This is a genomic window from Terrabacter sp. 2RAF25 (assembly GCF_052115265.1).
Lineage (GTDB): Bacteria > Actinomycetota > Actinomycetes > Actinomycetales > Dermatophilaceae > Terrabacter.
In genome coordinates this window covers 285262-298170 of the sequence record NZ_JBFRGJ010000008.1, presented here as the reverse complement: position 1 = coordinate 298170, position 12909 = coordinate 285262, and the positions used below count along the sequence as shown (strand labels likewise).

The window sequence follows — 12909 nt, the reverse complement described above, 5'->3', positions numbered from 1 at the left end:
CGAGCCTCAGGCCCCGACCTTCGCAATGGCCTTGAGGATCCGCTGCGGCGAGACGCTGTAGGCCGTGCCGACCGTCTGCGCGAAGAGCGAGACCCGCAGCTCCTCGATCATCCAGCCGATGTCGACGACGTCTGCCGCGCCGCGCTGCGCCGGCCGGAGCGAGTCGAGCAGGTCGGCATAACGGCCTTCGACGAGGTCGACCTGGTCGAGGGACTGGGCGTCGCGGGCCAGGTTGGCCGGCGCCTTGTCGATCCGGTGGGCGATGGCTCTGAGGTAGCGGTCGAGGTCGGGTAGCCGGCGCAGGCCGGTGTCGGCCACGAAACCCGGCCGAACGAGCTCACGCAGCTGGGCGCGGACGTCGGCGAGCATCGGCCGGATGGCCGGGCTGCTCGAGCGGTCGAGCTCGGCCAGACGGTTCGTCAGGGCAAGGTGCTTGGCCAGGATCGGCTCGACGAGGCCGACGACCTGGACGACCTTGGCCGTGGTGTGGGTGCGGACCGCCGACATGGCCCACTCGAAGTCCTCGCGCGTGCGCACCGTGTGGTCGGCCCGGTCGGTCACCGCGTCGTCGCGGATCGCGTCGATCGCTGCAGCGAGGCAGTCGTCGAGCAGGGCGGGCACGCTGCCGTGCGGGTTGTGGCCGAGCGCGAGCTTCTGGGTGTTGGTCAGGCGCGCGAGGATCTGCTTCCACGGCGGGGTGATCCCGAGCAGGAGCAGGCGGCGCACACCCAGCCGGTGCTCGGCGTCGGCCTCCGCGCGGGTGGGCAGCACGCGCAGGTCGACGGCTGCGCCGGTGTCGACGAGCGCGGGGAAGCCCTGGATGCCGCTCGAGCTCTCGAACGAGGGCGCGACCCCCTGGTCGGGGAACTCGGTCAGGCCGGTGCGCTCGATGCCGGATCCGGCCCGGCTCACCTGTCGCCGCAGCTGTGGCGTCGCGACCTCGCGGACGGCCTCGAGGTCCTTCCCGGTGGCGACGGCTCGGCCGTCGGGCCCGTCCACCTGGAAGGTCACCCGGAGGTGGGCGGGGACGCGCTCGACCTCGAAGTCGTCGGGCCCCACCGCGACGCCGGCCCGTCGGCGCAGCACCGTCGCGAGGGCGGGGAGCAGTGGGCCGCTCGACGGGTCGAGCTCGGGCAGGACGGCACGGGCGTGGTCGGGAGCAGGCACGAGGTTTCGACGAATCCCCTTGGGGAGACTGCGGATCAGAGCCGTGACGAGCTCCTCGCGGAAGCCGGGGACCTGCCAGTCGAAGCCGTCGGCCGCGACCTGGTTGAGGCGGTCGACGGGGATGTGCACCGTGACGCCGTCCTGCGCGGAGCCGGGCTCGAACTGGTACGTGACCGGCAGGACGTTCTCCCCCTGCGTCCACGTCGTCGGGTGGTCGTCGTCGGCGAGGCTGCCTGCCGTCTCGCGGAGCAGCAGCTCCTCGGTGAAGGTGAGCAGGCCGGGCGTCTCGCGCCGCGCCTTCTTCCACCACGTGTCGAAGTGGCGTCCCGACACCACCTCGGCGGGGATCCGCTTGTCGTAGAAGGCGACCAGGGTGCCGTCATCGACGACGATGTCGCGTCGCCGGGTGCGCGCCTCGAGCTCGGCGAGGCGCTCGACGAGGGCCGCGTTGTCGCGCAAGAACGCGTGCTCGGTGTGCCAGTCCCCCTCGACGAGCGCGTGCCGGATGAACAGGTCGCGCGCCAGCTCGGGGTCGATGCGACCGAGCCCGACGAGGCGGCCGACGACGAGTGGCACACCGTAGAGGGTGACCCGCTCGGTCGCCACCGCCGAGCCGCGTCGACCCGACCAGCGAGGCTCGGAGTACTGCCGCTTCACGAGGTGCTCGCCGAGCTGCTCCGCCCAGCCCGGGTCGATGCGGGCGTTCATCCGGGCCCACAGGCGCGAGGTCTCGACGAGCTCCTCGGCCATCACGAACTGGGGCTGCTTGCGGAACAGTGCCGACCCGGGACTGATGCCGAAGCGCGCACCCCGCGCGCCGGCATACTCCCGCTTCTGCTCGTCTCGCACGCCCACGTGCGAGAGCAGACCGGCGAGAAGCGACTGGTGCACGGCGTCGGAGTCGACCTCGCCGTGGACGCTGCCGCGGTTGACGTCGAGGCCGGCCTGCTTGGCCGCCTGCTTGACCTGGGTGTGGAGGTCCTGCCACTCGCGGACGCGCAGGTAGTGGAGGTACTCGGCCTTGCACATTCGGCGGAATGCGCTGGAGCTCAATGCTTTCTGCTGTTCCTTGAGGTACGCCCAGAGGTTGAGCCAGCTGACGAAGTCGCTCGTCTCGTCGGCGAACCGCTTGTGCGAGGCGTTGGCGAGCTCCTGCTTCTCCTGCGGCCGCTCGCGCGGGTCCTGGATCGACAGGGCGGCGACGATGACGAGCACCTCACGGAGCACCCCGCGCTTGTCGGCCTCGACCACCATGCGCGCGTGGCGCGGGTCGATGGGCAGTGTCGCGATGGTGCGGCCGTATGCCGTCAGGCGGCGTCCCGGACGCCGCCGACCTCGACCGGTCGGCTGGGTGTCGTCCTCCGGCGCGAAGGCCTGCAGTTCCTCGAGCAACCTGACACCGTCGACGATCTGGCGCGAGTCGGGCGGGTCGACGAACGGGAACCGCGCGATGTCACCGAGTCCGAGGCTCGTCATCTGGAGGATGACCGAGGCGAGGTTGGTGCGCAGGATCTCGGGGTCGGTGAACTCGGGCCGGCTCTCGAAGTCGTCCTCGGAGTAGAGCCGGATCGCGATGCCGTCGGAGACGCGCCCGCACCGTCCGCTGCGCTGGTTGGCCGAGGCCTGGCTGATCGGCTCGATCGGCAGACGCTGGACCTTGGTTCGCTGGCTGTAGCGACTGATGCGGGCGGTCCCGGTGTCGATCACGTAGCGGATGCCCGGCACGGTGAGTGAGGTCTCGGCGACGTTGGTGGCCAAGACGATCCGGCGCCCCGCGTGCGAGGCGAAGACCCGGTGCTGCTCGGCCGCGGACAGGCGACCGTAGAGGGGCACGACCTCGGTGACGGGCAGCTTCATGCCGTTGAGGGCGTCGGCCGCGTCGCGGATCTCGCGCTCGCCGGAGAAGAAGACGAGGATGTCGCTGCTCGAGCCGCCGTGCCGCTCGGTCCACAGCTCCTCGACGGCCTCGCAGACGCCGGTGACCATGTCGCGCTCGTCGTCGCCGGGCCGGTCGGGGTCGACGAGGGGGCGGTAGCGGAGCTCGACCGGGAACGTGCGGCCCGAGACCTCGATGATCGGCGCGGGCCGGCCCGTCGTGGGGTCGGCGAAGTGCTCAGCGAACTTCTCGGGGTCGATCGTCGCCGACGTGATGACGACCTTGAGGTCGGGGCGGCGCGGCAGCAGCTGCTTGAGGTAGCCGAGGATGAAGTCGATGTTGAGGCTGCGCTCGTGCGCCTCGTCGATGATGATCGTGTCGTAGCGGCGCAGCTCGCGGTCGCGCTGCATCTCGGCGAGCAGGATCCCGTCGGTCATCACCTTGACGAGCGTGTCGCGGCTGCTCTGGTCGGTGAACCGCACCTGGTAGCCGACGGCGGTGCCGAGCTCGACGCCGAGCTCGTCCGACAGACGCTCGGCGACGGCCCGGGCGGCGATGCGCCGCGGCTGCGTGTGGCCGATGACCCCGTCGAGCCCGCGCCCCAGCTCGAGACAGATCTTCGGGATCTGGGTCGTCTTGCCGGAGCCGGTCTCGCCCGCGATGACGACGACCTGGTGGTCGCGGATCGCCTCGGCGATGTCGTCGCGCCGGTCGACGACCGGCAGGTCTGCGGGATAGGTGATCGGGGGCACCGTTGCCGCGCGCGCGGCACGCCGCGCCTCTTGCTGCTCGGGCGTCACATGTCGCGGTGCAGGCCTGGCACGACCACTCTGAGTCCGTCGCCCGCGGTCCGGCGACTGCTCGGGGGTCTGGCCCTGCGGCTGGGTCGGCGCCGCGTCCGACCCTGCCGGCCGCCGCCGGCCGCGGCGGCGAGGTGTCCGCGAACGCGCGGTGGCGTGCGCAGGCTCCTCGGACATGACCGACAGGATAGGCGTGCCGGGTCCGTGCCTCCGAACGGATATCAGTGCGCCGCACCGGGTGCCGCCGTGGTCGACAGGTGACGGAGTGGTGAAGGTCCGCTGGTGAGGACCGCTCAGGCGGCACGAACGGCCCTCCCTCGCCTAGCGTTGCGGTCGTGCGCCCCAGCCTGACCCAGCCCTTGGTCGGGGCCGCCGTGACCGTGGCTGCCGGCATACTCGTGGGGTGCGCGTCGCCGCCGGCTCCGCCCACGGCGACCTCGGAGGCCGCCACCTCGGGGCCGACCCGCCAGTCGACGCCGCCCGGTGAAACTCCGCCGACGAGCCAGGTGCTGCCCACCGAACCACCCCTCTCCGTTCCGGGTGGCGGCTCGTCGACGCCCGTCGACCCTGCCGAGCCGCTCTTCCCCGACGGACCGTGCTCGCCCGGTCAGCTCGATGTCGTCGCGGGCCCGGTGGAGCCCGCACTCGGGTACCGGCAGATGCGCGTCCGGGTGACGAACCACAGCCGTGTGCCGTGCGTGCTCGCCGGTTACGCGACGGTCGTGGCGCGTGGGACCGGCGGCACCACGTTCCGCAACCCGGTCGGCCGGCTCACGGGCGAGGGCTCCGAGGCGCAGACCGTTCCGCTCGATCCTGGAGGCAGCGCCCACGCAGACCTGGGGTGGCGGAGCGACCTCGCCGCGGCCGGGGTCGAACGTGTGGGCATCCTGTGGCTCGTGGTCACGGCCGGCTCGACGCCGGCTGTGGTGCAGCTCGACCCGACGTCGCCCGTCGACATCGTGGACGGCACCGAGGTGCGGGTCGGCGGCTGGCGGCCGGGCGCCGACTGACTGCCGCAAGCATTCGTCCCAGGCACGGGAACGCCGGGACCACGCGCGCGGTCTGATGTGCGGCGAACAGTGGGCCGCAGGACCTACCGTGGTCCCATCCCGAAACGAGGCAGCGTTGTCCGACCCCGACACCAAGCGTCCGGAGCTCCCGGACCCCCAGCACGACCACCATGTCGCCTTCCCCGACGAGGGTGTCGACGGTCGTGCTGCTTCGACTGGTGCCTTCGGTGCGAGCCTCCCCCCGGAGGCCTGGGCCCCACGACCCGTGGAGAACACCTCGTCGGCTGCTTCTGCATCGTCGACGAGCACCTGGCAGCCCGACGTGCGACCCGGCTCGATCCTGACCACCCCGCCGAACCGTCCGTACCAGCCCGCTGCCCGCAGGACCAACGGGTCCACCGGGTCCACCGGGGCGAAGGTGCTCGCCGCACTCGTCCTGGTGCCGATGGCGATGGCCTTCTGCTCCAGCGGCTCGCACGACCAGTACGGCTACACGGGTGACGGCGGCACCGGCGTCGAGATGCCGATGGGTGGTGACATCCCGATGGCGGCCGACCCGGTGTCGGTCGACCCCGTGGTGGTCGAGATGGCACCCGACACGTCAGGCGTCCTCCCGCCGTTGACGGGCAAGCCCAAGACCGCGGCGGTGCCCGTCGGTGCCCCCGAGCTACGTGTCGAGGTGGTGAGCCTCCCGACGGCCGACGCCGGCCCTTCGGCCGAGGTCATGGTCCAGACCTTTGCCAACGACTTCGCCACCGACACGTCGTCGGGTGCGCTCCCGTTCGCCGCCACGGTGCACCTGAACGAGCGGCCGTCGCGGCTGCAGATGACCGCGAGCGTCGTGTCCGGAACGGGACAGCTGCAGTGCCGCGTGTACGCAGGCGACCGGCTGGTGGCCATCAGCAGTGGGGGCGCCACGGTGACCTGCTCGCCCGAGATGTGACACGACGTGGGCCCCGAAACCCGGACGTGTGCCGCAGCACAGCCGTGCGACCTCGCCAGACCTGAACGCCAGACAGGGGAATCGGATGTCAGACCACCCGCCGGGACCACCACAGGACCCTCCCGACCCGGCACGCGATGCCACCGGTAACGCCACCGGTGACGCGCACGGCACGTTGCCGGCGGTCGAGGTGGCGACGCCCGACGACCTGCCTGACGGACGGGACGACTCCCCCGGGCAACGCGCACCCGCGGGGGCGCCGGCATACGACATGGTGTTCGGGCGGGAGACGTCGGCCGAGCCCAGCTGGGTGCCACAGCGCTCTGGGCCGCCGCCCCTCGGCCACGCGCCTCCAGGGCCCGGCTCGCCCATGCCGCCGGCCGCCCGCACGCTGGACCTGAGCGGGCGCGGCGGCGGTCGTGCGACCAGGCGGCTGGGCGGACGACTGCAGCCGTGGCACGTCGTCGCGATCGCCGCCGGACTGCTGGTCCCGGCAGGCTTCTGGGCCGTGTCGAGCCTCGGCGACGGACTCGACCCCGTGGCCCGGGCTACCGCGGCCGCCACCCGCATCCGCCCCACCGTCACACGACCGGTGACCGTCCCCCCGCGTTCGGCAACCCTGCCGGCTGCCCCGGGCGCGGCCTCACCGCCCACGCCGACGCGCTCGGCCCAGACGGCCCCGCCGCGTGTCGTCAAGGTGCCCGACATCCCCGTCACCCCGATTCCCACGGATGCCAGGACGATCCGCTTCGAGTCGTACGCCGCCGGCGGCGCGCGCGTCGAGGTCTCCCTCTCGGACGCCCGGCACACCCGCTACGACTACCCCGTCCGCAACGCGCCGTTCGCCTTCGAGACGCCGCTCGCCAAGAACGCATCGAGCAACGACTACTACAGCCTGCGGGTGCGCCTCTACGACCCCGCGGGGTCTGGTGATCTCGGCGCGGTGTCCTGCCGCATCCTCGTGGACGGCATCGTCGTCACCTCGCAGCAGGGTCGCGGCTCCACGAACTGCTACATCAGCCCGTACTACGACATCCAGCGTCGCTGACGTCCTGACCGGTCGAGGTGTCTACAGCCGACAGACCGAACGCGCATGCAAAATGCACCATTTGCGGATTATTTCTGTTCCAGCACCATCATCTGGCAATCCGCCTAGTCTGACCCCCGAATCATCCGGTGATCAGGGGGAGAACATGTCATCGACGACGACGCGCCGCCGCGGGTTGTGGATCAGGGCGCTCGTCGCCGCCGCGGTGGCGGTCGCGGCGCTACCGCTGACCGCGGCGCCCAGCCTGGCGTTGCCGCAGGCGCCGAGCGGCCTATCTCCCGCTGGCGGCGTCACGACCACCCCCACCCCGGTGCTGGCCTGGCAGCCCGCAACGGCGGCGACGCGCTACGACGTCGAGGTCTCGTCGGCACCGGACTACTCCTCCAACCTCGTCTCGATGTCTACGACCAACACCCGGCTAGTACCGACGAGCGTGCTGCCTGAAGGGCCGGTGTACTGGCGCGTCAGGAGTGTCGACTCCACTGGCACGGGGACCTGGGCGACGGCCAGCTTCACGGTGCTCACAACTCCGCCCCCGGTGCCCCTCAGCCCACCGAACGGTGCAGAGCCGCTGGCGCAGCCGGCCAACCCGCCGCTTCTCTCGTGGACTGCGGTGCAGGGCGCAGTGGGCTACGAGATCGACGTCGACGTCGACACCGACTTCATCGGTGCCTCGACCTACAGCACCAAGACCACTTCCCTGGTCGTGCCCGATGCCAAGGCCGACGGTACGTACAACTGGCGCGTTCGTGCCCAGCTCAGCAACGGCCGGTACACACGCAATTCATCGGTCTGGAGCTACCGCATCGGACCGCTTGCCCAGGTGACCCCGAGCCTCCCAGCCGAGGGCGCGGCCGTCGAGGACATCGTGCTTGCCTGGGAACCCGTCCCGGGCGCGAAGACCTACGAGCTCCAGGTGAGCACGGACCAGGACTTCAACACGATCATCGACTCCAAGACGAACATCAAGAGCACCAGATACTCGCCGCCAACGACGTACCTCAATGACCAGTACTACTGGCGCGTCCGGGCTCGCAACCTCCAGGGCGAGACCTATGACTGGCAGCTCGTGACGCCCAAGCGGCTCTTCCAGCGCAACTGGTTGGACCAGCCGACGTTGCAGCACCCGGAGAGCACCCTGTCCCCACCGACCGGCGACGACTTCTACTTCCAGTGGACTCCGGTCCAGCACGCGACGCGCTACCAGGTCGACCTCGGTACCGACCCCAACTTCTCGCCGGGGACCTACCGGACGTGCGAGACCGCCTCGACCACCTACACGGCCGGCTACCTGGGCCAGGACGCGTGCCTCCCCACCCAGGGTCGCGTGTACTACTGGCGCGTCCGCGCGATCGACGCCCCGGCGAACGTCCAAGGGCTCTACTCGGCGATCCGCAGCTTCGTGTACTCGTCGTCCGTCGTCACCCAGACCCAGCCGGCCGATGGAGCAACCGTGTCCGTCCCGACGCTCGAGTGGGCGGCCGCCCGCGACGTCGAGCGCTACCGCGTGGTGCTGGCCAACGCGTCGGGGGACGTGATTGCCGACACGACCACCTACTCGCTCAGCTGGACGCCGACCACGACGCTCGACCCGGCCCGGGGCCCGTACGCGTGGACCGTCCAGACCATCACCGCCGACGGTCGGATGTCGCCGCGTTACCCACCCCGCACCTTCTCCCTGGCTAGCGCCACCATCCCCACCAGCCCCAGCGCCCTGACGCCCCTCACCGCTGGCTCGTCGACGGCGCGCCTTCCGAACCTGACCTGGCAGCCGATGGCCGGCGCGGCCTACTACCGCGTTGACATCCGCATCTCCGGTAGTGGCTTCTGGTTCGAGGACTCCTACGCGCCGATCTTGTCGACCAGACACGTCTACCCGGCGGCCACAGACACATCCGCGCAGATGCTCGCGCCCGCAACCTACGACTACCAGGTCGAGGCCTTCACGAGCAGCAACGCCAGCCTGGGACGCGGAGACGTCGGCCACTTCACCATCGCCGAGCTGCCCCGGGTCAGCGGCCAGAGGATCGCCCTCAACGGCTCCGCGCTCGACGCAGGGCTCGGTTGCTCGCTTCCCATCACCTCGCCCGCGACGGACCCCGACCCTTGTCACGACGTGCCCACGACCCCGGTCCTGGACTGGGACCCCGTGCCGGAGGCTGCCTACTACATGGTCTACCTGGCGCGTGACCGTGAGCTCACCAACCTCGTCTACACGGATCCTCCGCGGACCACCTCGAGCCGATGGACGCCCGCGGCGTGGCACGGGCCCATGGCACTCCCGGACAGTCAGGCTGGACAGGCGTACTACTGGTATGTCCGCCCGTGCAAGGCCAACGGGATCTGCGCCCCGGATCCGGTCTCGACGCTCGCAGCCGCCGACCACGGGTTCAGCAAGACGTCTCCACCGGTGTCCCTCACCGCGCCGGCGTCGGGCGCCCAGGTCGCCGACGACGTGACGTTCACGTGGGCGGACTACCTCACGACCAACCAGTCGACGGCATACGACGCGACCGCTGAGCGAGGCACCCAGACTGCGATGCGCTACCACATCCAGGTATCCCAGACCCGTAGCTTCGCGACCCTGATCGACGACCAGTTCGTCGACCAGGCGACCTACACCGCCTGGGACCGGACCTACCCCGAGGGACCGCTCTACTGGCGGGTCCAGGCCATCGACGCCGCCGGCAACGGGCTGTCGTGGTCGGTCGGTGACCAGGTCGGACAGGCGGGCTGGTCGTTCCGAAAGCTCAGCCCACCTCCCGCTCTGCTCTCACCCGTGGGAGACGCCGTGACCGACGGTCTGGCCCCGTTCAGGTGGCAGCCCGCGAACTACGCCGGCAACTATGTGCTCGAGGTTTACAAGAACGACGACACGAACTGGTCACCGGTCAACCGCGTGCTCACGTTCACGGGCAGGCAGGTGGCCTACGCCCACTCCGTCCCGCTACAGGCAAGCAGCTCTGCGTACGTCTGGCGGGTCGCTCGACTCGACGCAGACAACCTCCCCGGCGCGTGGTCGCAGACCGGGCGCTTCTTCTCCGCGGGCGCGGCCCCGACATTGACGTCACCCACCTCGGGTGCGGTGATGAGCCAGTCGAGCCCGTACTTCTCGTGGACGACGGTGCCGGGTGCCGTTACCTATCGCTTCGAACGGCGTGCGCCCGAGGCGACGAACCAGGCCGAGAACGTTTCCACCAGCGCCCAGGCCTGGGCCCCGACCTCGGCTCTGCCTCTTGGGGTCTGGGAGTGGCGGGTCGTTGCCGTCGACACCAACCGCGGTGACCTCGGCGCGAGCGAGTGGCGGCGTTTCACGGCGATGGGCACCCTGACGCCGACGCCGACGCCGACGGTCACGGGAAGTCCGCGTGTGGGTTCCACGCTGACCGCCAACACGGGCACCTGGGGTCCAGGGGCCGTCACGCTCACCTACCAGTGGTATCGATCCGGTGCCGCCATCACCGGAGCGCGTGCCTCGACGTACAAGCTGACGGCCGGCGACCTGGCTCAGAAGATCACGGTGACCGTGACCGGACAGCAGGCCGGCTACACCCCCGTGACTCGTTCCTCGGCACCGACCGGGCCCGTCGCGGCCGGCACGCTGACCCCTGCGCCGACTCCGACAGTGGCCGGCACGGTCCGGGTGGGTTCACGCATCGTCGCCCGGCCCGGCACCTGGGGACCCGGCATGGTCACGCTGTCCTACCAGTGGTTCCGCACGGGCACGCCGGTGGCCGGCGCCACGACCTCCAGCTACCTTCTGGGCCCCGCGGACCTCGGTAAGTCCATGCGTGTCCAGGTGGTCGGCCGCGCGGTCGGATACGCATCTGCCACCCGGTCCTCGGCGAACACGGCCGCTGTGGCCTTGGGCCTGTTGGTCGCCCCCACCCCGACCCTCACGGGAACGGCCCGCGTCGGGAGCCGGCTCACGCTGCGGGCGGGCACGTGGGGCCCTGCGCCAGTGTCCCTGTCGTACCAGTGGTACCGCTCGGGCGTGGCGATCACCGGCGCGCGGGGAACAAGCTATGTGTTGCAGGCGGCGGACCGAGGGAGGACGGTCAAGGTGGCGGTGACCGGTCGCAAGGCGAGTTTCGCGACAACGGTCCGTCTTTCCCCAGCGACCTCCACGGTGGCGGGCTAGACACGCCCAATCTGCGGACCCTCGGCCTACCGTAGCGCGACAGGCCGAGGGTCCACCTCGTCAGACGTCGGCGCTGTCGGCGCTGGCCCGGGTGGCCTTGCGGCGCTTGTTGATCGCGATTCGGGCGGCCATGGCCCGCGCGAAGGCGAAGTGCCAGAAGCGGCTGATGACGAGCTCGCGCTCACCCACCATCTCGACCACGTCGGCGCCCGCGCCGAGCTTGAAGAGGAGCAGTCCGGTGAGCGGGCTCGTGGCACCGAGCGACGTGTTGAAGCCACGGAAGTCGTACGCGTCGCACCCGGCAGCGGCCGCATCCCGCATCGCCTGCCACTGCAGGGCGTTCGAGGCCCGAGCGTCGCGGTTGCGTTCGGTCGACCCGCCGTAGAGGTAGGAGAAGGTGCGCCCGAAACGGATCATCAGGGCCGAGGCGAGCACGTCGCCGTCGACGTGCGCCTCGTAGAAGCGGGCCGAGACACGCGGCTCGCGGCCGCTGGTTCCGGCACCCTCGGAGTCGAAGGCGCGGGCCATCGCGTCGAAGTACGCCTTGGGGCGCGGGAGGAAGTTGTCGCGCTGGGCCGACTCGACGTAGAGGTCGTGGAAGGTGTCGAGGCCCTCGGGGCCGACTGCGCGCACCTGGACGCCCGCCTTCTCGGCCTTCTTGACGTTGCGCCGCCACTGCTGGTTCATGCCCTTGAGCAGCTCGGCCTCGGTGCGTCCGCGGAGGTCGACGATGCAGAGCAACCGGGGCTGGCCGACGGCCACGCCGTCGGCGCCCAGGGGCAGCCATCCGTTGCGGTCGAGCCATGCCTCGAGCGTGCGCGCGGTCGGGTTGTCGACGGACGCGGGAAGGTCCTTGAAGCTGAGCAGGCCGTTGTCGACGACCTGCTTCTTCACCGGCTCGCGGTCCCAGACGCGCGAGACGACGGGGTAGCCGAGGCGCAGCGCGAAGGCCTTGCGGCCCTTGGCCCACGCGACGAGCGGGTCGAGCCACCGGGACGGGTCGCCGGCGACGACGTCCCACGGCAGGCCGGGCCCCTCGGGCAGGTACGCGTACGAGCGCGAGAGCCGCGGGATCGTGCGGGAGAGCACCAGTCCTGCCCCGACCCGGGCCCCACCGGCGTCGAACCAGCCGAGGTGGGTGCGTCGCCAGCCCTGCTTGGCGCGACCCCACGCAGGAGTCTGCAGGAAGCTGCCGCCGAGCTCGAGGAGCGTGTCGACGGCCTCGTCGGCGCTGATCTCACGGACCGTCAGCGGGCCGACGACGGGCGCTGTCGCGGACGGGGCATCCGGGGTCGGCGCGGAGGTCGGCGCGGAGGCAGGGGTCTGCTCGGTCATGGCCGCAACCCTATCGGCGTGGGCTCAGTCCGCAGACCGCGCGGGGTCGGTGCCGGTCGGGTCGCCGTGCTCGTTCGGGGCCTGCGCAGCGGGGCCGGCAGGGTCAGCCGGCGTGGTGGCCACAGCGGCAGAGGCAGCGGTCGCGCGGACCGTGCGACGGATCCACCAGAGGCCCAGGACCGGCAGCAGCAACGGGACGTAGCCGTAGCCGGAGCCGAAGTGCGACCAGACGGTCTTCTCGGGGAACGCCTCGGGCTGGACGCGGGACCACGTGCCCACCACGAGCACGCCCAGCAGCTCGACGGTGAGGGCGATGGTGGCCACCCGAACGGAGGTCCGGTTGCCGCGAGCGAGGCCGATCGTGGCGACGAGGTAGATGAGCGCGGCGAGCGCCGACAGGAGGAACGGCACGGGTGCGCGGTCGAAGTACTCGGTGATCTGCAGGATCGAGCGACCGGTCGCCGCGAGGGCGAGCAGTCCGTAGACGGCCACGAGCAGGCGCCCGAACCCGTGACCGGTGTGCGGCCGCTCAGGGTCGACCGGGTGATGCCCTGGGTTCGACGCCGGGGTCGCGGGCGGCTCGGGCATC

At 71.1% G+C, this 12909-nt stretch carries 7 protein-coding genes; 4 read left to right on the top strand and 3 right to left on the bottom strand.

All coding sequences use genetic code 11. The features are described from left to right. Positions 1–6: 6 nt before the first annotated feature. On the bottom strand, positions 7–4020 hold the full coding sequence (hrpA, locus tag AB4091_RS19105; protein ID WP_442293927.1) for an ATP-dependent RNA helicase HrpA: 4014 nt from the start codon (positions 4018–4020) through the stop codon (positions 7–9). Positions 4021–4178: 158 nt separating this feature from the next. Here hrpA and AB4091_RS19100 point away from each other — a divergent pair, with 158 nt between their 5' ends. The 4 genes from AB4091_RS19100 (at position 4179) to AB4091_RS19085 (ending at position 10985) form a co-directional block, all read left to right on the top strand. Further along, positions 4179–4853: a DUF4232 domain-containing protein gene (locus tag AB4091_RS19100; protein ID WP_442293925.1), complete on the top strand. Its 675-nt coding sequence runs from the start codon at positions 4179–4181 to the stop codon at positions 4851–4853. 115 nt (positions 4854–4968) lie between these two features. Continuing rightward, entirely contained in the window at positions 4969–5796 is an 828-nt protein-coding gene (locus tag AB4091_RS19095; RefSeq protein WP_442293923.1) for a hypothetical protein, read from the top strand. A gap of 85 nt (positions 5797–5881) precedes the next feature. Continuing rightward, a complete protein-coding gene (locus AB4091_RS19090) occupies positions 5882–6844 on the top strand; it encodes a hypothetical protein (RefSeq protein ID WP_442293921.1) in 963 nt (320 codons plus the stop codon). Positions 6845–6989: 145 nt separating this feature from the next. Continuing rightward, positions 6990–10985, top strand: a complete 3996-nt coding sequence (locus AB4091_RS19085) for a hypothetical protein (protein WP_442293919.1) — start codon at positions 6990–6992, stop codon at positions 10983–10985. A gap of 60 nt (positions 10986–11045) precedes the next feature. On the opposite strand, the gene AB4091_RS19080 is transcribed toward AB4091_RS19085, so the two are convergent. Both AB4091_RS19080 and AB4091_RS19075 read right to left on the bottom strand, forming a co-directional pair. Next, positions 11046–12320 (bottom strand): lipid II:glycine glycyltransferase FemX, encoded by a 1275-nt coding sequence (locus AB4091_RS19080; RefSeq protein WP_442293917.1) that lies wholly within the window; start codon positions 12318–12320, stop codon positions 11046–11048. 24 nt (positions 12321–12344) lie between these two features. Continuing rightward, complete coding sequence (locus AB4091_RS19075; RefSeq protein ID WP_442294102.1) at positions 12345–12908, bottom strand: hypothetical protein; 564 nt, start codon at positions 12906–12908, stop codon at positions 12345–12347. Position 12909 lies beyond the last annotated feature (1 nt).

Bases quoted from the DNA above. Each gene is read 5' to 3' on its own strand.
- hrpA (WP_442293927.1), bottom strand. From the start codon at position 4,020: ATGTCCGAGGAGCCTGCGCACGCCACCGCGCGTTCGCGGACACCTCGC.
- AB4091_RS19075 (WP_442294102.1), bottom strand. From the start codon at position 12,908: ATGCCCGAGCCGCCCGCGACCCCGGCGTCGAACCCAGGGCATCACCCG.
- AB4091_RS19090 (WP_442293921.1), top strand. From the start codon at position 5,882: ATGTCAGACCACCCGCCGGGACCACCACAGGACCCTCCCGACCCGGCA.
- AB4091_RS19085 (WP_442293919.1), top strand. From the start codon at position 6,990: ATGTCATCGACGACGACGCGCCGCCGCGGGTTGTGGATCAGGGCGCTC.
- AB4091_RS19080 (WP_442293917.1), bottom strand. From the start codon at position 12,320: ATGACCGAGCAGACCCCTGCCTCCGCGCCGACCTCCGCGCCGACCCCG.